Here is a 22,676-nt window from a genome sequence, read left to right on the forward strand (position 1 = left end):
ATTACATCTTTAAAATAAAATACGACGTTGTAGTCTTTGGCGTTGGCGTACCGCCTTATCTTAAACGACTATATCTTTTTCTTATTAAATCCAACCTTTTTGACGAAACTCTCTAAGTTTATTTGAAACATAAATCATTTCATCAGTAGTGCCTACTGAAACACGACACCAATCATTAGCAGGCGGAAATGGACGCCCCACTTTAATATTTTCTTCCAACATACGTTGTCTAAATTCTTCAATATTGCCTTTGATTTTATGAAAGACAAAATTTGTTTCAGAGGGAAGATATTCAATATCTAATTCTTGCAAGGTATTGAGGTAAATTTCTCTTGCACTGTCATTGCTTTTTTTGCTATAAGCTAAAAAGTCTTTGTCTTGCATAGATGCAGTAGCGGCTTTAATTGATGGAGAAGAAATTGCTAATGCATCAAATTCTAAATAATCTTGCAAATGCTTAATTTTATCTGGAGCCGCTACCGCATAACCTACTCGCATACCTGCCATAGCATGAATTTTAGAGAAAGTTTTTAATAGCACCACATTATCCGCCCCTTTGGCAATAAGATGATCAACAGAACGATAGTTTGGGTTATTCACATATTCGGCATAGGCTTCGTCTAAAATAAATAAAGTATCTTTGGGTTTACTATTAATCCAGCTTTCAATTTCATTAGAATTAATTACCGTTGAGGTTGGATTATTTGGATTAACGAGATAAACAATACTTGGACCTTGATATTTTGCTACCGCCTCTTGCATACCTTTAAGATCAATAGACCAATCTTGTGGATTTGATTTAATTTTAGCTATTTTTAAATTGTAAGCCTTAGCAAAATCTTCGCCATCGCCGTAAGTTAATTCAGGGACGACAAATTGTGTATCAGCTGTGGCGTGAGCCGCAATAGTTAAACGAATGGCATCAGAAGAACCCGCACTAAATAAAATATAATCTTCTTTGACATTATGATATTGCGCGACCAAGGTACGCAATGTTTCAGCATATTCATCACCATAACGGTTTGCCCCAGAGATCACAGAAATAGCCGCTTGTTGCGCTTTTGGCGACATACCTAATGGGTTTTCATTATAGTGCAAGCCCAATAAATTCTGTGCTGTAGGTGGCGTAAATTTATCCGATAATTGGGAAAATACTGATGAGCGGTTATTTTCATTAGCAAATGCCACAGAACCTAATGATAAACTCGTTAACGTGGCAAGCGTATTGCGTAAAAAATGACGACGATTTAGTTTATTATTGTTTTGCATATAGTTTTTTCCTATTTTGAATAATTATTTAAAAGAAATGAAATAATATGCAATAAGATAGAAAAAATAAAGGAAAATAAATGAATTATTTACCATTTGAATGCTATTTGAACATTTATTTTTTACATGTTTTGGTAAAAATAGAGAAACTTGACAAAACTGGTGAGCAGGTTAATCTTATGACTAAACATCAGGGAGAAAAATATGAATAAATCCGTATCTATTGTTGGCTTAGGTTGGTTAGGTTTACCTTTAGCGAAACATTTACAACAGCTAGGTTGGCAAGTGAAAGGAAGTAAACGTACCCATGAAGGCGTAGAAGCAATGCGATTGTTACGCTTAGAAACTTATCATTTAGAGCTTATGCCAGAGATTAATGCAGCCCCTGATGATCTAACTCAGTTATTTTCGGTTAATGCCCTAGTGATTAATATTCCGCCAAGTCAATATTTTTTTGATATTCAACAATATGTTATTGGTGTAGAAAATGTAATCCAAGAGGCAGTGTTATGTGGCGTACAACATATTATCTTTATCAGTTCCACATCTGTTTTTTCCAATATAAGTGGACAATTTGATGAAAGCATTGTGCCTATTCCCCATTCTGATATAAGTAAAGGCTTACTTGAGATAGAACAACGCTTGCTTAGTTTTAACAATATTGATATAGATATTATTCGCTTGGCGGGATTAGTGGGGACAGATCGTCACCCTGTGTACAGCTTAGGCCAACGAGAACATATTAAGCAAGGTAACCAACCTGTTAATTTAGTGCATTTAGATGATTGTGCCAGAGCCATTCAATTATTATTAGAAACCCCAAGCTATCAACGTTTATATCATTTGGTTGCCCCTATCCACCCAACAAAACAAGCTTATTATCAATATGCGGCACAAAAATTTGGCGTAAACTTACCGCACTTTGTTTGTTCAGAACAAGATCCACAACGTATCATTGTTGGCGAGAAAATTTGCCAAGAATTAGGCTTTGTTTATCAATATCCTGATCCTTATCTTATGATCAGTTGTTAGTAATAAGATTCATTTCACTGCTTAATTAAGCGATTTTCAACCTTTCTTTTGTATAAAAAGTAAACTAACTGGCGATATTTGTATTTTTTACTATAATAGCTCGCCATTGTTATATATAATTCGCACAAGTGTTATGGAATTATCATTTTTTGTAAAATTAAACGTTAAACTTAGGAAAGCAATATGAAAAATATCGTTGTTGTTGGTGGAGGAGCAGGCGGTTTAGAGCTTGTTACCTTTTTAGGTGATAAACTTGGTGCAAAATCTCGTGCCAAAGTTACCTTAATTGATAAAAATTCTACCCATCTTTGGAAACCCTTGCTACATGAAGTGGCATCTGGTTCACTTGATGAAGGCGTTGATGCTTTAAGCTATCGTGCCCATGCCAAAAATCATAATTTTAGTTTTGAACAAGGTTCAATCATTAGTATTAATCGTGAGCAAAAATATGTTGAGCTTGCTCCTGTATATGGTATGGACGGCGATATGATTGTGATTGCCCGCCGTATTCCTTATGATTATTTGGTGTTAGCCATTGGTAGTAAATCCAATGATTTTAATACCAAAGGTGTTGAGGAACATTGTATTTTCCTTGATGGACAAGAACAGGCTTTACGCTTTCAACACAAAATGCTCGAGCTATTCTTAAAATTCTCCGAAAATCGTGCTTTAGATGATATTGGCGAAAGTGAAAGTAAACAACGTTTAGTGGAAGAGGGCAAAGTGAATATCGCCATTGTGGGTGGTGGTGCCACAGGCGTAGAGCTTTGTGCAGAACTTTATCATGCAGCACAAGATTTGTCGTCTTATGGTTATGGTAAAATTAATAGTGATTGTTTACAGGTTACCCTAATTGAGGCAGGAAGTCGTTTATTACCTGCTTTGCCTGAACGTATTTCTCAATCAGTCTTAAAGCAATTAGAGGGATTAGGAACAGTTGTCAAATTAAATACAATGATTACCGAAGCCAGTGCAAATCAACTTACCACACGTGATGGCGAAGAGATCAAAGCGGATTTAATTGTTTGGGCGGCAGGGGTAAAAGTCTCTTCTGTTTCACAACAATTTGATGGCTTAGAACTTAATCGTATCAATCAAATTCACGTTAAAGACACCTTACAAACTACCGTTGATGACAGTATTTTTGCCATTGGCGATTGTGCTTTCTTGGTACAAGCTAATGGTAAACCTGTGCCACCAAGAGCCCAAGCCGCTCACCAAATGGCGAAACGCTGTTATAAAAATATTGTGGCATTATTTGATAACAAGAGTTTAAAACCCTTTGTTTACAATGATAAAGGTTCTTTGGTGTCCCTATCTAAGTTTACTGCTTTAGGGAATATTGGTAAGGAAGATAAATCAATGGTGATTGAGGGCAAATTGGCTCGTATTGCTTATGTTTCCCTTTATCGTATGCATCACCATGCTTTACATGGCTGTTTAAAAACAGGCGTGATGATTTTAATTCGCCGTATTAACCGTTTTATTAAACCAGCCTTAAAGTTACATTAATCTCTAATCCTTAAAAGTGCGGTGGACTTTACCGCACTTTTCATTGATAATAAAAACTCTATGCTTAATCATAAGCAAACGATTGCTTTATGTATTCTTTGATCACTTAATAATAGGAATGAGTATGTCAAACACAATTTTACAACATCTGCCGAAAGGACAAAAAGTGGGTATTGCTTTTTCTGGAGGTTTAGATACCAGTGCTGCCTTGTTATGGATGAAACAAAAAGGAGCATTACCTTATGCTTATACCGCAAATTTAGGGCAACCTGATGAAGAAGATTACAATGCCATTCCACGTAAAGCTATGGAATATGGGGCTGAGAATGCACGTTTAATTGATTGTCGTGCACAACTTGCTCATGAAGGGATTGCCGCTATTCAATGTGGGGCATTTCATATTTCCACCGGGGGAGCAACTTATTTTAATACCACACCATTAGGGCGTGCGGTAACAGGCACAATGCTTGTTGCGGCGATGAAAGAAGATGACGTACATATTTGGGGCGATGGCTCAACCTTTAAAGGCAATGATATTGAACGTTTTTATCGCTATGGTTTATTAACCAATCCAGCATTAAAAATTTATAAGCCTTGGCTTGATCAGCAATTTATTGATGAATTAGGCGGACGCTTTGAAATGTCGCAATTTTTAATTGCGAATGGCTTTGATTATAAAATGTCAGTGGAAAAAGCCTATTCTACTGATTCTAATATGCTTGGTGCGACTCACGAAGCGAAAGATTTGGAAGAGTTAAGCACTGGCATCAAAATTGTTAAGCCAATTATGGGCGTGGCATTCTGGGACGAAAATGTACAAATTCAAGCGGAAACCGTTACAGTTCGCTTTGAAGAGGGTGTACCAGTGGCATTAAATGGCAAAACCTTTAGTGATCAAGTGGCATTATTTTTAGAGGCGAATCGGATTGGTGGTCGTCATGGGTTGGGTATGTCTGACCAAATTGAAAACCGTATTATTGAGGCAAAATCACGCGGTATTTATGAAGCACCCGGTATGGCATTATTGCATATCGCCTATGAACGTTTAATAACAGGTATTCATAATGAAGACACCATTGAACAATACCGCATTAACGGCTTACGTTTAGGGCGTTTATTGTATCAAGGACGTTGGTTTGATCCGCAAGCATTAATGTTGCGTGAATCTACTCAACGTTGGGTGGCTAAGGCGATTACTGGCGAAGTAACCTTAGAGTTACGTCGTGGTAATGATTATTCTATTTTAAATACCGAATCCCCTAACCTCACTTATGCCTCAGAGCGTTTAAGTATGGAAAAAGTGGAAGATGCCCCATTTGATCCGATTGATCGTATTGGACAATTAACAATGCGTAATTTAGATATTGTGGATACGCGTGGTAAATTAGGCATTTATTCACAAGTGGGATTATTAACCAGTGATAAAGATAGCATCTTGCCAAAATTAGAAAGTAAATAAAAAATTATTTTAAAATAGACCGCACTTATACTCGCTTTAGTAAAGTGCGGTTTGTTTTAGCAAAATTTTTAACTTTATTAATAATAGGAGTGAAAATGACAACCTTATTTGAACAGGCAAAACCTCGAACCAAAGCCCCTTACCGTTTTGACATTGTCGGCAGTTTTTTGCGACCAGAAGCGATTAAACTGGCTCGCCAACAATGTGCTTGTGGGGATATATCTTGTGCAGAACTAACGGAAATTGAAGATAAAGAAATTGCCAAACTCGTTGATAAACAAAAGCAAGTGGGATTACATGCCGTTACCGATGGCGAATTTCGTCGCACCTTTTGGCATATGGATTTCCTCGCGGCATTAAGTGGTGTGGAAGAAGTTGAGGCGGAAAAATTTTCGGTACAATTTAAACATCATAGTGTTAGACCTAAAACCCTAAAAATTGTGGATAAAGTGGCTTTTCCTGATAATCATCCATTTTTATCCCATTACCGTTCATTACAACAAATCGCAGGGGACTATCCCGTTAAATTTACCATTCCTTCCCCTTCTATGTTGCATCTTATTTGTACGATAAGAGAAACGGATTATCAACCCATTGCACGCTATGCGGACAATAATCAACAGTTATTAGCGGATATTGCTGAAAGCTACAAAGTGGCTATTCAAAAGTTTTATGACCTAGGTTGTCGCAATTTACAGCTTGATGATACCAGCTGGGGCGAATTGTGTTCTGAAGAGAAAAGAGCCGCTTATCAGCAACGAGGTATTGATTTAGACCAATTAGCTAAGGACTATGTGACAATGGTTAATCAAGCCATTGCGGATCGCCCAGCAGATATGGCGATTACTATGCATATTTGCCGTGGTAATTTCCGTTCCACTTGGTTTTCTTCGGGGGGTTATGAACCAGTGGCAGAACAATTATTTGGGCATTGTCATGTTGACGGCTTTTTCTTAGAGTACGACAGTGACCGTTCTGGTGACTTCAAACCTCTACGCTTTATTAAAAATCAACAAGTGGTATTAGGCTTGGTTACCTCAAAAAGCGGTGAATTAGAAGATAAAGCAGAAATCATTAAGCGTATCAAAGAGGCGGCACAATATGTGGATATTAATCAGCTTTGTTTAAGTCCACAATGTGGTTTTGCCTCCACCGAAGAAGGCAATATCCTAACGGAACAGCAACAATGGGATAAATTAAACTTTATTCGGGAAATCGCCGAAGAAGTTTGGGGAAAAAACGCATAGTACAAGTCGTAAGAAAAAACGTGGTTTTAATGCCACGTTTTTTTCGTTAATTAAAATAAGAATGATACACCAGCATATCCGCCAAGTTACCCGAACAAAGTAGTATAGCACGTATATATCTTCTTAATATTTGCCCAAGTGCGTTTAATGGGATGAAGTTCTGGCGAATAAGGTGCCAGCAGTAAAATATGATGTTCCCGCTTAATTCGCCATTACTTGCAAAATACCCATTCTATGAAAACATGCATTATCCAAAATAATGACCGATTTCTGTGTGAATGAGGGGAGTAAAGTATGCTCAAACCAGGCTTCAAAAAAACTACTGGTCATAGTGTTTTGATACACCATAGGGGCAACTAATATTATTTGTACTTCGTGGACTTTTTTACGTGTTATCGTAGATCTATTGAGAATGCCATTTTTTGCCTGATAAAATTAGTTATCATAATATTTTATTTTGAATTGCTATAAAATATTGAAAAAAAACAACAAATCAGTTAGAAAGTTTATTTAGTGAACTTAAGAGAAAATTAATTAATCATAATGGATTAAGCAGAAAATGTAAGATATATGTTTATAAAGGATTTTTTTGAATAAAAAGAGCCAGTAGAGTGATATAAAAATAATTAGATCCCACACTTTTGTCCATTACACCGTCTTTTTTATCTTAGTTAGCCGGCATTGCTTCTTCCACTGGAGCGACATTAGGCTTTTCCTTTAAAACGTCCCATAGGCTTGGTGTTGAGTCATTATTGTTTGGCATTGTATTGGAATTGACGGTTTGCGGTTGGCAAAAACGTTGGTTGGGTTTTGCCCAAACGGGAATGGTGCGTGAGCTGTTGCAATCCCAGCCACCATAACTATTAATACCTACCCATTGGATTTCCGCAGGCGTTGTTAATTTGAGTGGTTTAATGTTAGCTTGTTGCAGATAATGCTGATAAATTTGTAATGCCCCACTTGCCCCTGTGAGTTTAGTTTCACCATTATCATCTCTTCCAAGCCAAACAGTGGCAACATCTTTACCATCAATACCGACAAACCAAGTATCTCGTGCATCATTGGTAGTACCCGTTTTACCCGCTAGGTGTAAATGGGCAAACTCTCGTTGTAGGCTACGTCCAGTTCCTCTTTCTACGGTTTGTTGCATGGTATATAAGGTTTGAAAGGCGGCTTGTTGTGGCACCACTTGCTCACCAGTTTGGTTAGGTTGGTAAATAATTTTCCCCTGCCGATTTACTACGACATCAACAGTCGTTAGGTTGATTTTATAGCCTTCATTGGCAATCACTTGGTAAAGTTTAGTTACATCATAAGGCGAAATGGCATAAGATCCAAGCAACATTGCAGGAACATGAGGAATAGCGATTTTATCCCAGCCCATCTTTTTTTGGGTAGCAATCACTTCCGATAAACCAACTTGCATACCGATATTTACAGTGGGGATATTAAGGGAACGCACTAGAGCGTCCATTAACATCACAGAGCCACTGTATTTACGATCATAATTTCGTGGTTGCCAAGGTGGGCTACCTTTGGTTCTGATCGTGATTGGTTGATTTTGAATTGGGGTATTCAGCCTGAATTGCTCTGGTTTAGACAAAGCAGTTAAATAAATAGCAGGTTTGACTAACGAACCAATTTGACGTTGTGCATTGACCGCTCGGTTAAACCCAGCATATTGAGTTTGTACACCGCCCACTAAGGCTTTTATTTCGCCAGTATGATAATTGGCAACAACAAAAGCAGATTGTAGATAAGGGTTTTTCGTTTTCTCTTGTAAGGCTTTCACACCCTGAATAACAGCTTGTTCTGCATAGCGTTGCTGATTGACATCAAGTGTGGTAAAAATTCTTGCACCAAGTAGCGTGCCTGCTTTATATTCGGCAAGATTTTCCCTTAATTCTTTTTGTAAGGTTTGGATAAAAGCGGGATAATTCCGTGTAATTTGCCCTCTCGCTTGTACACCGAGTGGGCGTTTAATAAGGATCTCGTAAAGTTCTTGCCCGATGACTTTGTGATCGACCAATAATTTCAATACCACATTACGCCGTTCCATAGCATTATTCGGATTACGCCAAGGATTATACAATGACGGTCCTTTTACCATACCCACTAATAGAGCAATTTGATCTAAACTGATTTCACGAATTGGGCGACCAAAATAGAATTGGCTTGCTAATTCAAAACCATGGATTTGAATATCGCCACTTTGTCCCAAATAAATTTCATTGAGATAGGTTTCTAATATGCGATTTTTATCATAACGCCAATCTAAAATCACTGCCATTAATGCTTCATTGGCTTTACGAATAAGATTGCGATCATTGCTCAAGAACAGATTTTTCACTAATTGCTGAGTGATAGTGCTACCACCTTGTACAGTATAACCTGCTTTTAAATTGGTTAGCATTGCCCTTGTGATCCCAATAAGACTAATCCCAGAATGTTCATAAAAACGGCGATCTTCAGTGAGTAATAGGGTATCAATCAGTAAACGAGGATAGTTTTGCAATGCAATCGCTAAGCGTTCTTCATTTTCGGATTGTAACATTGCAATTAATTTAGGGGCTAAGCGAAAAGACTCAATGGCTCGCTGATTAACCAGATCTTCAATCACTTGCAATTTATCTTGCTGGAAGCGTAAACGAAAAACCCGTTGTGCCTCAGCCTGATCAGGAAAAGGAAAAGCGCGGCGGATTAAAACTAAGCTATTTTGTTCAATTTTAAAATCACCGGGGGCGGCAAGCATAGTGGTTTGCCGATAGCCATTATCTAATAATAATTGTTTGATTTCGTCCATAGATTGCTGATTTTCGGTACGAATACTTTCAATACGGCTATAAACTTCCGCTGGCAAATGCCAAATTTGCCCGTCCATTTTGTTGCGGATTTTACTGTCAAGATAGAGCATATAAAAAGCCACTAAGCAGAACATGGTAAAAATACATTTACATAAAAATATTTTCCAGTTTGCTCTAAACGAGGCTGTTTTTTTCTTCTTTTTTTTATGTTGCACTGAATTGGCTGGTTCTGTGGACATTCTTCTGTTTATCTAGCTAATCTATCAAGAATTTGCGATTTTAGCATAGGGATAGATTTTTGGCTATGAATGTGGGAGATTGATGCTTTTTTAAATTATATAGTCGTTCCACTTTAAAATGATACAGCGTTGGTACGCCTCGCCGTACTATTTGTACTGTCTTCGGCGTACCGCCTTATCTCATTTTAAATTGAAACGGCTATAAGAGATAAAAAAAACCGATATTCAATAAATTGAATATCGGCGAGGTCTTAATAAATAAGATAAAAAAGACATCTGCAATATGCAGTACACTAGCATTATCTCAGACTCTTTTACGCTAAAATAGTTCAATAAAAATCAAATTTTTTCATTTTTTTTATTTAAAGTTCTTGTTGAGCAAGAAAATGCTGAATTTGCTGTTGTATTCCTTGACTATCAAGTTTGAGTTCTGCCAGCATTTCTTGCTGTGTACCTTGAGCAATAAAATAATCAGGTAAACCCAGTTGTAAAAGTGCGGTCAATTTTTGATTTTTATTTAGCACTTCACTAACCGCACTACCTGCTCCGCCTTGAATGGCATTTTCTTCAATGCTGACTAAAAGCTGATGCGTTTGGCTAAGTGCGATAATTCTTTGTTCATCAATAGGCTTAACAAACCGCATATCAACAACTGTTGCATTAAGGTTTTCTGCCACTTCCATTACCGCAGGAAGTAATGTACCGAAATTTAATAATGCAATGTTTTCACCTTGACGAATAAGCCGAGATTGTCCAAGGGGAAGAGATTGTAGTGGAGTTAATTCTGTTCCAACTGCGTTGCCACGAGGATAGCGTACCGCAGCAGGTTTACCGCAATGATAACCCGTATATAGCATTTGCCGACATTCATTTTCATCGCTTGGGGTCATAATCACCAAGTTTGGAATACAACGCATAAAACTAATATCAAATGCCCCTTGATGGGTTTGTCCGTCCGCGCCCACAATACCCGCTCGATCAATGGCAAAGAGAACAGGAAGATTTTGAATGGCGACATCGTGAATCACTTGATCATAAGCACGTTGCAAAAATGTAGAATAGATAGCGACAATAGGGCGATAACCTGCAATGGCTAATCCAGCTGCGAAGGTAACTGCGTGCTGTTCAGCGATAGCCACATCAAAATATTGCTGTGGAAAACGTTGAGAAAATTCAACCATACCAGACCCCTCTCGCATCGCTGGGGTAATGCCGATAAGTTTCTCGTCATTGCTTGCCATTTCACAAAGCCAATCACCGAAAATTTTAGAATAAGTGGGTACAGTGCTAGATTTAGGCAGTTTTCCGCTAAGATGATCAAATTTAGGGACACCATGAAAACCAATGGGATCTTGTTCCGCAGGGGCGTAACCTTTGCCTTTTTTGGTCATAATATGCAGAAATTGTGGACCTTTTAATGTACGCATATTACTGAGCGTGGTAATGAGTTCATCAATATTATGTCCGTCAATCGGACCAATATAATTGAACCCCAATTCTTCAAACATTGTGCCAACAGGTGAAACAAAGCCTTTAACATGTTCTTCTGTTTTGCGGACAAATTCTTTAATTGGCGGAAGATTGGACAGAATTTTTTTGCCCCCTTCACGAATAGAAGAATAAAATGAGCCTGATAATAAACGAGCAAGGTAATTATTTAATGCCCCCACATTTTCTGAAATGGACATTTCATTGTCATTAAGAATAACTAACATATCCGTATGTAATGAACCCGCATGGTTTAAGGCTTCAAATGCCATACCTGCTGTAATTGCACCATCACCAATCACACAGACGGTTTTACGCCCTGCATTTTCTTTCTGTGCTACCACTGCCATACCTAATCCAGCACTGATTGAAGTAGAGGAATGCCCAACACTCAGCACATCAAACTCACTTTCTTCACGCCAAGGGAATGGGTGTAAGCCATTTTTTTGCCGAATACTGTGCATTTTATCGCGGCGACCAGTGAGAATTTTGTGAGGATACGCCTGATGCCCTACGTCCCAAATGAGATTATCAAAGGGAGTTTTAAATACATAATGGAGAGCAACGGTAAGCTCTACTGTGCCGAGACCTGATGCAAGATGACCACTAGTTTGGCTCACTGATTCCAATAAATAATCTCGTAGTTCTTGACAGACTTGAGGAAGTTGATCTTTGCTAAGTAAGCGGAGATCATCAGGTGAATCAATGAGAGTGAGAAGAGGATACTTTTGCATGGTTATTATTGCCCCACATTAATGTTTTCTATGAATAATAAATGCCGCGAGTTCACGAAGTGCGGTAGTATTAAAACAAATATTGTCTAATGCTTGTATAGCTTGTTGATAAAGTTGCTGTGCTTTTTGTTTTGCCCCTGCTAATCCCAGTAATTTAGGATAAGTGCTTTTGTCAGCCAATAAATCTGAGCCTGCGGTTTTGCCTAAGGTTTGGCTATCGCTTTCTATATCTAAAATATCGTCTTGCACTTGAAAAGCCAAACCAATAGCTTGTGCATACTGGCTTAATTGTTCGCCTAATTGTTTATCTTGATAATAAGGGGAACAATAAAAGCCCATCATCACTGCCGCAGTTAATAATGCACCTGTTTTATTACGGTGGATTTGTTCAAGTTCGGCTAAAGAAATTTGTTTATGTTCAGCCAATAAATCAAGACTTTGCCCTAGGCACATACCCTTTACCCCTGCGGCAATGGCAAGTTGCTGAATTAATTTAAGTTGCTGAGGGGGGGACAAAGTGGGAATATGGCTCACCAACTCAAAAGCAAAAGATTGTAGTGCATCGCCCGCTAAAATTGCGGAGGCTTCACCAAAGGCAATATGACAAGTTGGTTGTCCTCGCCGTAGCTCATCATTATCCATTGCTGGAAGATCATCATGAATAAGAGAATAAGCATGAATAGCTTCAATGGCTGCCGCCGCATAATCAAGATGTTGCATTTCAGCATTGAGCATACGCCCAGTGGCATAAACAAGAAAAGGGCGAATACGCTTACCACCAAGTAATAAACCATATTTCATGGCATCTAATAAATGAGAAGAACTCACATTATCTACTTGTTGGTTAAGAAAATGGTTAATTCGTTGCTGTAATTGTTGTAAGTCTTGATTAAATTGATACATATTTATGCACACATTCTATGGAGAAATTATTCATCAAGTTGATAATCATTTAATTCAGCTGTTTCATTTTTTTGTAATAAAATCTGAATACGTTGCTCAGCTTGGCTTAAACGTTGTTGCCCTTGTTTAGCCAGTTGAATACCTTGTTCAAATTCGGCTAAGGATTGTTCTAGGCTAAGATTGCCAGTTTCTAAACGAACAACGATATCTTCTAATTGCGTTAGCGTTTGTTCAAAGTCTATGTTGTTTTTATTGCTTTTTTTGGCGACCATAATTTATCCTAGGAATGAATTTAAATAGCGATATTGTACTTTAGTTTTGCCTGATTGTCGGTGGATTTTTGCAAGATTTGCTGAAAATTAATAGAATTACAGCATAATTGTTTGTTTTATAAGCAAAAAGCTAAATACCCTTAATGGGTATTTAGCTTGTTTCTTTAAGTGTAAATCCAAAATTTAACCTGTATTACGCATACCCGCAGCAATACCTGCAATAGTAATCATTAATGCTTGTTCTAAATCAGGATTAGGTTGTTCCCCCTGTTTGCGTAAACGGCATAATAATTCCACTTGCAGAATATTTAATGGATCAGTATAGATATTGCGTAGGGCAATGGATTCAGCGATCCAAGGCGAATCGGTCATTAAGTTATCTTCGTGCGATAAAGATAACACCGTTTTTATATCCGCATTAAGTTGTTCACGCAAATGTTTACCTAAATACCATAATTCAGGTTTAACAAGACGCTGATCATAATGTTCGGCTAACCAAGTATCTGCTTTACTATAAACCATTTCTAACATACCAATACGGGTAGAGAAAAAAGGCCAGTTTTTGCACATATCTTCTAAAATTTCGCCCTTACCTTGAGCAATAGCTTGCTGTAATGACGCACCAGCCCCTAACCAAGCAGGTAACATTAAGCGATTTTGCATCCAAGCAAAAATCCAAGGAATGGCACGCAGGCTTTCAACCCCTCCATTGGGATTACGTTTAGCGGGGCGTGAGCCTAAAGGCAATTTGGATAATTCTTGCTCAGGGGTAGCACTACGGAAATAAGGCACAAAATCTTTATCCCCTCGCACCACACCACGATAAATCTGACAAGACGACTGGGAAAGTTCGTGCATCAGGTTACGCCATTCTGCTTTAGGCTCAGGCGGTGGCAATAAATTTGCCTCTAAAATGGCACTGGCATAAAAATCAAGACTTTCTACTGCTACGTCAGGTAAGCCGAGTTTAAAACGGATCATTTCCCCTTGTTCGGTTACTCGTAAGCCATTTTTAAGAGAACGAGGGGGTTGAGATAATAATGCCGCATGAGCAGGTGCGCCACCACGTCCGATAGTACCACCACGCCCATGGAACAAGGTTAATTCAATGCCTAATTGCTCACATAAATTCACTAAAGATTCTTGTGCTTGATATTGTGCCCAAGAGGCTGCCATCATACCTGCATCTTTGGCGGAATCGGAATAACCAATCATCACCATTTGTTTATTATTAATAACCCCACGATACCAACCAATATTAAATAATTGGGTCATCACTTGCTCAGAGGCTTCCAAGTCATCAAGGGTTTCAAATAAAGGCACCACAGGTAAATGATAAGGCACACCCATTTCTTTTAATAATAGATGCACAGCCAGCACATCAGAGGCTGTGCGAGCCATAGAAATAATGTAACAGGAAATGACACCTTCTGGCTGATGAGCAATAACTTTACAGGTATCCAAAATTTCCTTAGTTTCCGCTGAAGGTGTCCAATCTAAAGGAATAAGCGGACGGCGAGAGTTGAGTTCTTTAATTAAAAAAGCCTGTTTATCTTCTTCTGTCCATTGTGCATAATCGCCTAAGCCAATATAGCGAGTAATTTCAGCAATCGCATCAGTGTGCCTTGTACTTTCTTGACGAATATCCAAACGAGAAAGGGTAACCCCAAAGCAACGAATACGGCGTAAACAGTCCAATAATAAACCATTAGCAATAATACGCATACCACAAGCCAATAAAGATTGATAACAATCATAAAGCGGTTGCCAAAGTTGTTCGTCATAACGAATAATCACACTTTCATCAATACTCGGCTTACGATCAGAGAGTAAATCATTATAATAAGCTAAGGTATTGATTAATTTACTACGCAATTCTTTGACCAACACCCGATAAGGTTCAATATGATCGCCATATTTTTGTCTAAATTCAGGGGTACATTCAACAATAGACAATTCTTCCGTTAAGGCTTGAATATCTTTCAAAAAGAGATCGGCGGCTTTCCAACGTGCTAAATATAATACTTTTTCCGTTACTTGATGAGTTACATAAGGATTACCATCACGATCGCCCCCAACCCAAGAAGAAAAACGCACAGGGGTCAATTCAACAGGTAATTGCAAATCAAAATGTTCCACCATATTCTCATTTAATTGACGCAAAAATGCTGGAACAGCCTGCCATAAGCTATTTTCAATAAACGCAAAGCCCCATTTTGCTTCTTCAAAGGGGGTTGGGCGTTGAGTACGAATTTCATTGGTATGCCAAGCTAACGCAATAAGCTGTAATAAACGGCTTTCAATTTGTTTACGTTCTTTTTCGGTCAAATCATCATGATCCAATTTGCTTAAACATTTATTAATTTCTACATGTTTATGCACCAAAGAACGGCGAGTTACCTCAGTAGGGTGTGCGGTTAAAACCAACTCAATAAGCAATTTCTCAACCGTATCTAACAGTTGCTGTTGAGAGGTATTTTGTGCTTTTAATCGCTGAAATAAGGCAGAAATAGAACGATCTGACGCATTTTTGTCTTGATGATGACGAGAAATACCTTGATATTGCTCAGCAATATTAGTCAGATTAAGAAATTGGCTAAATGCACGAGCAACAGGAATAATATTATCATTTGAGATATTTTCTAAAGTATCAAGCAACTGATTTCTTGCTTGATCATCACCATTGCGAGAATTGCGTGATAACACACGAATATTTTCAATTAAATCAAGAATATCGCTACCTTGTGCATCACTAATGGTTTCGCCAAGAAAATGCCCAAGCATATTGATATTGTGTCGCATTGCTGAGTACTGTTCAATCATAGGAAATACCCTCATAAAATTAAAATAATCACTGATAGTAGATATAACAAAAATGTACAAAGGACGCAAATATCATTTAATTTATTAAATAAAAAAATAGCGGATAGTTGTTTTAGATCTATTTTTACTGAAAATTTACTGAAAAATTTCTATTAAATTTAATATAAATAACAATAAGTTAAAATAAAGTTAATAACTTATTTTAACTTATTGGTTTAAATTAGTGGGGATTAAGTAGCCTGTATTCTTGTTTGCTTATAGTGGTATCATACAACCCAATCCGTTCATCTTGTCGTTTTTCTATGCCTGTATAGCTTAAACTTGCATCTTCATAGCGTTTGAATTTATAGACGGCATCGTTCATCATACCGCTATTAAATAAATTCAAGCTCACTAATAAATTAAAGTCTTGTTGTGTTAAGCCAGTAACACGCTTAAAGAGTTCAGGTTCAAGTTGGGTAATCACATCTTGTAAGGTGTATTCACGATAGTCAGTGAGATACATAAAAATAGGAATGCGTGTGGCAAATTTAATCAGTTTTTCTTGTACTTGTTTGCGTAAACTGCGTTCTTGTTTTTCTTCCTCTTTTAGTTGTTTTTTCTCTTTGGGGCTAAGTTCTTGTTCATTGGCTTGTTGTTTGGTTTTTTTCACACTTTCCGATTTATTGATAATGGTATCAATATCTTGATTGAGAGAACGGAAGCCTTCAATATTCATCAAGGCTTGCATTGCTTCAGCGCTTTGTTGCAATTTTTTCAAGGTATCATTATCCACATTCACTAACAACGCACTTTCCCAACGGCGAGCAAGTAAGGTAGCTGTTGTTCCACTCATGGCTAAATCTAAGATACCAGCGGCATCAATTTCTCGCATACTGCTACCATCAAAGGCTAATACAGGTAAGAATTGGATAAATTCAGCCACTTTTTGTTCAGGGTTTTTGTTGTCAGTATTGAGTTGAATACAATAATCCGCCAGTTGCTTTAAGGCGCGATCAGGGGCAAAGTCAAAAACATAGCATTCTTGTTTGATAATACATTCATTATTGGGTTGGTTAGGATCTCGTCCACGCAATACCCAAGGGGTTTGCACACGAAAGGCTGCCTGAAAATAGGTTTCAGGGGAGCTTAAATTGCGTAACATAAATATGCCTGTCCAAGGGGCAACCGAGACGCCAGTGGTAAGTTTGCCACAAGATAGGGTAATTGATTTGGTTTTTAACGGATTTTGCATGGCTTTTTTCACAGGGATTAAGGCGTCTGCTCCCATACCTGCTTGGTTACCTGCAGCAACAATGATTTGATAATCTTGATAAAAGAGATTTTGTTTTTGGTTAAGGAGATTTTTCATTGCATAGCAAGCGGATACGCTGGGTAAAAACCAAAACGTATGTAGCAAACTTTGGCTAAGGCGAACATCGGCAAAAGGCATTGGTGGTTTTTCTGCCCCTAATTTAAGGTTATCAATGGTGGTAGTTCTGAGTTGTCCACGAATAAAGGATAGCCATTGTTGTACTTCATTTTCATAAACAAATTTTGCGTTATCGCCCTCGCCAGTTGCCGAGAAAAATACATTGAGATCAAACTCATTAAATTCCCCTTTCAAAGCCACTTCTCTTATTTCTTCAGGTAATTGGTAGGTTAGCATGACCATTTTAGGCAAGGATAAATAAGGATTGTTTTCACCTTGCCATTGTTTTTTGGCTTGTTGTTCATCACTATAGGTCCAGTTATAAATTTGTTCTTCAATAAATTCGCCAGAATTTAATGCTCGAAAGGGAGTACCTGAAAGATAGAGATAATGATTGGTGGTAATGGGCAACATTTCTTCATCAAAATAATCGGGCAATGCCATTTCCATTTCTTCTGCTTCTTGTTGTGATTGCCAAGCGGTTTGATCAAATAAATCTTTGGCTTTTTCTCGCCAAGCGCCGTAATGGTATTCATCAAAAATAATGCAATCCCAATGAATAGCATGTACCCACTCATTTTTCAGTTTAATGCCACCTGCTTTATTTTTGCCGAGATAATCTTGGAATGAACCAAAACAGATTTGTGGATAGTCGTACTTTTCCTGCCATTGTGCTTGTTTGGTAACAAAATGCCAACGTTCAAAATCAATATGGTTTTGCAAATCTTCCTGCCAAGCATGTTGTACCGCAGGCTTAAACGTTAAGACTAAGATTTTTTTCCAGCCCATTTTTTTGGCAAGTTGATAAGCGGCAAAGGTTTTGCCAAAACGCATTTTAGCATTCCATAAAAAGTGCGGTGTTTTTTGAGTATTTTTCTCATCTTGTTGAAACTGCTGAAAATATTGATATGTTTTTTCAACAGCAGCTTGTTGTTCTGGACGCATTGCAAAATCACAAATGCGGTTTTCTTGGTTGATAATGCCTTTTCTAATGGCTAATAATGCCGCTTTTAAGTCTTCTAAGCGACACGCATACCATTCGCCCTCAATAGGAAAAATACCTTGTTGCTTGAGATATTGATGAACTTCGTGATCTTTAAATAATGAACCATCATTACGTTGTGCTAATTCGTCTAACTCAATTTTCCAACTTTGATGGGGCGTTTTCACTGGGTATTGTTCTTGAACTCGTTGTTCCACAGAACGTTCGGTATAACCAATTTTGAGGCAACCCTCAAAGCGGGTATCAGAATAGGCATAGATTTTCGGTTGGCGTAATGGCGTGAGTAATGTATTCATTTTTTGTTAATCCTTATCCATTGGGCGTACCATACTTTCAATATAGGCAATTTCATCTTTAGTCAGTTGATATTTTTGATAAAGTTCTTCATCTGTCCAAGGCTTGGAGAAGTCTTGTTGGGGGACAAGTTCATAAGTTTTTTTGGTTGTGTGTTGAGTATTCTTTTTTAATGTAAGCATAAAATGAAAAAAACGTGTGTTAATGTAACTCATTACATTTTCACAAATATTTTCATTATCAAAAGGTCCGAATACCAGATAAGTTTCAGTACAAGCAGAGTTAGGGGGAGCATAGATAGGTTTAACCCAGTCAGTTTTACTGTCGCCAGAGCCTACGGCATAAGGAGCAATAACTTTATGGCAATCAATCCATTGCTTATTTAGAGGAATATCTTGTTTTTGAATATAACCAATGCCTTTATTTTGATATAAAGTAACATTATTAAATGTATCTTGATAAGGTTTAGGCTTCCCTTTAAAGAAAGTACGTAATCCAAAAGGTTTTGCAGAACTGACTATTTCGCTAAAACTAGGCTCTTGTAAATTGGATACTTTATGTAAAATTTGTACTGCTTGATTATAGCGAATAAAGATATTTAAGTTTTTTTCTTTTAAAGATCTAATTTTTTGTGAAGTAATTTCGTTATTTTCATGAGTTACCACTTTACAATCTTGTTCGCTGCCTGAACGCCATAAGAAATAACAAACACCGCCTTTTATATCAACACCTGAAAAACAATCCGCTGAATTAGGAAAATCATGTAATTCAACGATTTGCTTATCTGACAACATGGCATCACGAAATGAATCTAATCCTTTCCCGCCTGTGTACCAGCGAGCAGGGATAATCATAATTAAATGTTTAGGTTTCAGTTTTTTAGCTTGCTCAATAAAATGATGATAAATAGGAGTGGCACTGGCTTGTGCCCCACCATCGCTTAATTGATATGGCGGATTACCGATAATAACGTCAAAGTGCATAGGAAAATTGGGATTAATTTCTCGAATTTGTTCAATGGATAAATGAATAAACCCATAAGCATGGTTTTCTAAATGTGAATCTCGTTGATAGACGGATTGAGCTGCCCCACATTGACGACACTTACCGTTATGCCATTGATGCTCAGCTACCTGAAAAAAGAGATTGCCTTGTTGGTTTTCAAATAAAGAACAAATGGCATATTGCCCATTGGCGTGGCGACTACAATAAAGGGTACGTCTGGATAAATCAGCGGTTAGCCCAGTAATGGCAATGCCAAAAAGTTGCTTCGTAAAAATATGGTTAATTCTGGTTTGTAAATCAGGGATTTCATCTGCCAACCCAACAATTAATCGCTTAGCAATTTCTCTTAAAAAGACGCCCGTTTTAGAAACAGGGTCTAAAAAAGTGCGGTCTGGATCAGAAAAATATTCCGCAGGAATTAAGTCGATCATCGCATTTGCCACACTCGGCGATGTAAACACTTCATCATTTGATAAATTGGCTAAACAAGATAAGACATCAGGGTTATATTCATAGGATTTTTTTAGCATTTTCTATCTCCAGAAAATAACAACTTTGATATTCTTGTATGGATTGATAAGGCTCATCAGCATAGTCAACTAAATCGGTATAGCGAAAATCATGCCGTTTAAGCGACCATTTTCTCGGAAAAGACACTGCCGACCATTGGGAAAAATGCAGAAATTCATCTTGTTCCACATATTTCATGGTTAAGGCATTACCATGCAAAATATTGAGCGAAAGAATAAATCGTGCCACCTCAATCACTTTAGGATTATGCTGAGGAAAAAGGCGTTGGTATTGCTCGCCAAAATAACCCAATAATCGTTGGCGACAAGCAAAAACATTGTCTTTTAGAATATCAATGCCATAGAGTCCAGCCAGGGCGAATACCGCATAAAACTCATATTCACGTTGCGATTGTTGATAACGCTGCTCAATATGTCGTAATCGTCGCCGCAAAATTTCAATCAAAAAATTTCCATCGCCACAAGCTGGTTCTAAATAGCGAGCGTCATCTTTTTTCTCGGTTTCATCTTTGACTAAATCCAGCATTGCATTCACTTCTTGCTCACGTGTAAACACTTCGCCATGATCGGTAACACGTTGTTTGGATTTAATTTGTGATTTCATTGGAATAACGTAACTTTTAATGTAACTAAATTGGAATAATTAACGTAACAAATAATAATAGTTACGTTTATAAATGTCAAAATCTCATTTAATGGCATCGTTCAATTTGAGATGATGATATGGACGAGAAGAAAAATTTTTCAATTAAACTAAAAGACTTATTGCAAAAAAGAGGTTACGAGCCAACTGCCGCAACCTTAGAACGAGAGTTTAATTTACGCCATTATGGTAAACCCATTGGATTACATGCAATGGCACGCTGGTTACGTGGCGAAGTGATTCCTACCAATGAGCGTTTAAAAACCTTAGCTGATTGGCTTGATGTAGATTTGCGAGAGCTTGTTTCTGATGAACGAGTGCAACGAATTAATTTGTCTGAACAACGTCAAGATAGTGAAGACACTTTTTGGCATACTCAAGCCAGTTATGATGATCAACGTTTATTTAAGATTTTTTTGAATTTGCCAAGAGAACAACGTAAAACCGTTAGAGAAGTGATTATTGCCATGCACAAGGCTTATCGGACGAATAAATATTGATAGTTAATATAGATAGAAAACAACTCAATAGACGCTAAAAGTGCGGTCAATTTCACCGCACTTTTTGTAGTTATCTTATTATTTTTTCATAATATTGAGATAACGTAAGATAACAATAAGAATACAGGCACCTGCTACACCAAAGAGTAACCCTGCAATATTTAATTGTCCTGCGGCGTGGGCAGAGCCAATGCCTAATAAATCACCAAAAATCCAACGCCCTAATGATGAACCAATGATACCGATTATGATATTCATACATAAGCCCATATCGCTCTTCATGACTTTTTCTGCGATCCAACCAATTAAAGCACCTATAATAATTGCTGCAATCCAGCCCATAGCTTTTCTCCTACTTAAATAATTAATAAAAAACCTAGTTTATACTAGGTTGTGTAAGTTTAACTTGTTTTATGAATAAAATCAAAATATTAGAGTAATAGCTATGATTTTGTTATGTTGCGTACTGATTGGCGTACCACCAATTCAGGATACATTTCAATGGTTGTTGGTGTAGCGGCTTCACCATGGATTCTCGCTAATAATAATTCAATGGCTTTAGCGCCTAAACGGGTTTTAGATTGATGAATTGTAGTGAGCGGAGGAGCATAAAAACGTGAGGAATGAATATTATCATAACCAATAATGGAAATATCTTTAGGTACGGATAAACCTCGTTCGGTAATAGCAGAAATTGCCCCTAATGCCATAACATCATTACAACAGAATACTGCGGTGGGTAAGGTGGTTTGGTTGAGGATTTTATTCATACATTCGTAACCATCTTCAGGTTCAAAAGAGCCTTCCATTATCCAATCAGGATTAATGGTTAATTGGGCTTCTTCCATTGCTTTGATAAAACCTTGATAACGAGTTTGAGCAGTAATTTTGTGTAAATTTCCTGCAATAATACCAATGTTTTTATGTCCATGTTCAATAAGACACTTGGTGGCAAGGTAGCCACCTTCAAAGCTATTGTCTTGAATAACATCAGTTTTGCCGTTATCTAAGCCCCAATCCATTACTACCATAGGTAATTGACTAAATTGGCTAAAGAGATCTAAAGAGTCTGGATTGTATTCTGAACACATAATTAATACGCCATCAACCCGTTTTTGAATCAACATGGCTAAATGATTTTTAATTTTTTCAGGATCATTCTGCGTATTACATAAAAATAATGAATAACCTTGCCGATAGCAATGTTCTTCTACGGCATGGATAATTTCAGCAAAATAGGGCGCTTCGCTGGTGGTAACAATCATACCAATGGATTTTGTGGTATTAATCTTTAGGCTACGAGCCACAGCACTGGGTGAATAATTTAATTTTTCTATGGCATCAAGTACTTGTTTAGCCGTATCTTCTGCGACAAAGCGTGTTTTGTTAATAACATGGGATACCGTTGTGGTAGATACCCCCGCCATTTTTGCCACATCTTTAATGGTTGCCATATATTCTCCGATTTAATGTGATTATTATGGGGATTAAATTGCCTATAAAATGGT

The 22,676-nt window shown here is 37.6% G+C and carries 17 protein-coding genes; 6 read left to right on the top strand and 11 right to left on the bottom strand.

Going from position 1 to position 22,676, the window contains the following annotated elements:
* Positions 1-84: 84 nt before the first annotated feature.
* A complete protein-coding gene (locus A6A20_RS10370; RefSeq protein WP_279573350.1) occupies positions 85-1,269 on the bottom strand; it encodes a pyridoxal phosphate-dependent aminotransferase in 1,185 nt (394 codons plus the stop codon).
* A gap of 80 nt (positions 1,270-1,349) precedes the next feature.
* Here A6A20_RS10370 and A6A20_RS10375 point away from each other — a divergent pair, with 80 nt between their 5' ends.
* The 5 genes from A6A20_RS10375 to A6A20_RS10395 all read left to right on the top strand — a co-directional run bounded on the left by A6A20_RS10375 (position 1,350) and on the right by A6A20_RS10395 (position 6,519).
* Complete coding sequence (locus tag A6A20_RS10375; protein ID WP_279573351.1) at positions 1,350-1,481, top strand: hypothetical protein; 132 nt, start codon at positions 1,350-1,352, stop codon at positions 1,479-1,481.
* The gene (locus tag A6A20_RS10380) at positions 1,474-2,301 is read left to right on the top strand and encodes an SDR family oxidoreductase (RefSeq protein ID WP_279573352.1); all 828 of its coding nucleotides are present in this window, start codon (positions 1,474-1,476) and stop codon (positions 2,299-2,301) included. Before A6A20_RS10375 ends, A6A20_RS10380 begins: the two co-directional genes overlap by 8 nt.
* A 183-nt stretch (positions 2,302-2,484) precedes the next feature.
* Positions 2,485-3,813, top strand: a complete 1,329-nt coding sequence (locus A6A20_RS10385) for an NAD(P)/FAD-dependent oxidoreductase (protein ID WP_279573353.1) — start codon at positions 2,485-2,487, stop codon at positions 3,811-3,813.
* 124 nt (positions 3,814-3,937) lie between these two features.
* Positions 3,938-5,272: an argininosuccinate synthase gene (argG, locus tag A6A20_RS10390; RefSeq protein ID WP_279573354.1), complete on the top strand. Its 1,335-nt coding sequence runs from the start codon at positions 3,938-3,940 to the stop codon at positions 5,270-5,272.
* Positions 5,273-5,367: 95 nt separating this feature from the next.
* On the top strand, positions 5,368-6,519 hold the full coding sequence (locus tag A6A20_RS10395; protein ID WP_279573355.1) for a 5-methyltetrahydropteroyltriglutamate--homocysteine S-methyltransferase: 1,152 nt from the start codon (positions 5,368-5,370) through the stop codon (positions 6,517-6,519).
* A gap of 667 nt (positions 6,520-7,186) precedes the next feature.
* Here A6A20_RS10395 and mrcB read toward each other — a convergent pair.
* The 8 genes from mrcB to A6A20_RS10435 form a co-directional block, all read right to left on the bottom strand.
* On the bottom strand, positions 7,187-9,562 hold the full coding sequence (mrcB, locus tag A6A20_RS10400) for a penicillin-binding protein 1B (RefSeq protein ID WP_279573356.1): 2,376 nt from the start codon (positions 9,560-9,562) through the stop codon (positions 7,187-7,189).
* 362 nt (positions 9,563-9,924) lie between these two features.
* Positions 9,925-11,784, bottom strand: a complete 1,860-nt coding sequence (dxs, locus tag A6A20_RS10405) for a 1-deoxy-D-xylulose-5-phosphate synthase (protein WP_279573357.1) — start codon at positions 11,782-11,784, stop codon at positions 9,925-9,927.
* Positions 11,785-11,802: 18 nt separating this feature from the next.
* Positions 11,803-12,687: a (2E,6E)-farnesyl diphosphate synthase gene (gene ispA / locus A6A20_RS10410; RefSeq protein WP_279573358.1), complete on the bottom strand. Its 885-nt coding sequence runs from the start codon at positions 12,685-12,687 to the stop codon at positions 11,803-11,805.
* 26 nt (positions 12,688-12,713) lie between these two features.
* Positions 12,714-12,959, bottom strand: coding sequence for an exodeoxyribonuclease VII small subunit (gene xseB / locus A6A20_RS10415; protein WP_279573359.1), 246 nt, complete (start codon positions 12,957-12,959; stop codon positions 12,714-12,716).
* A 183-nt stretch (positions 12,960-13,142) separates the two neighbouring features.
* On the bottom strand, positions 13,143-15,782 hold the full coding sequence (gene ppc, locus A6A20_RS10420; protein WP_279573360.1) for a phosphoenolpyruvate carboxylase: 2,640 nt from the start codon (positions 15,780-15,782) through the stop codon (positions 13,143-13,145).
* A 220-nt stretch (positions 15,783-16,002) separates the two neighbouring features.
* Positions 16,003-18,492 (bottom strand): DEAD/DEAH box helicase family protein, encoded by a 2,490-nt coding sequence (locus A6A20_RS10425; protein ID WP_279573361.1) that lies wholly within the window; start codon positions 18,490-18,492, stop codon positions 16,003-16,005.
* A gap of 6 nt (positions 18,493-18,498) precedes the next feature.
* Positions 18,499-20,025, bottom strand: coding sequence for an Eco57I restriction-modification methylase domain-containing protein (locus tag A6A20_RS10430; RefSeq protein WP_279573362.1), 1,527 nt, complete (start codon positions 20,023-20,025; stop codon positions 18,499-18,501).
* Positions 20,006-20,629: a DNA methyltransferase gene (locus tag A6A20_RS10435; RefSeq protein ID WP_279573363.1), complete on the bottom strand. Its 624-nt coding sequence runs from the start codon at positions 20,627-20,629 to the stop codon at positions 20,006-20,008. The genes A6A20_RS10430 and A6A20_RS10435 overlap by 20 nt, the downstream gene beginning before the upstream one ends.
* 119 nt (positions 20,630-20,748) lie before the next feature.
* Between A6A20_RS10435 and A6A20_RS10440 the strand changes: the two genes are divergently transcribed.
* Positions 20,749-21,168, top strand: a complete 420-nt coding sequence (locus A6A20_RS10440) for a hypothetical protein (RefSeq protein ID WP_279573364.1) — start codon at positions 20,749-20,751, stop codon at positions 21,166-21,168.
* Between the two features lie 78 nt (positions 21,169-21,246).
* Here the strand turns inward: A6A20_RS10440 and A6A20_RS10445 are convergent, their stop codons facing one another.
* Both A6A20_RS10445 and purR read right to left on the bottom strand, forming a co-directional pair.
* Positions 21,247-21,510, bottom strand: a complete 264-nt coding sequence (locus A6A20_RS10445; protein ID WP_279573365.1) for a GlsB/YeaQ/YmgE family stress response membrane protein — start codon at positions 21,508-21,510, stop codon at positions 21,247-21,249.
* 101 nt (positions 21,511-21,611) lie between these two features.
* Positions 21,612-22,622, bottom strand: a complete 1,011-nt coding sequence (gene purR / locus A6A20_RS10450) for an HTH-type transcriptional repressor PurR (protein WP_279573366.1) — start codon at positions 22,620-22,622, stop codon at positions 21,612-21,614.
* Positions 22,623-22,676 lie beyond the last annotated feature (54 nt).

It is taken from the genome of Volucribacter amazonae (assembly GCF_029783845.1).
GTDB classification, from domain to species: Bacteria; Pseudomonadota; Gammaproteobacteria; order Enterobacterales; family Pasteurellaceae; genus Volucribacter; species Volucribacter amazonae.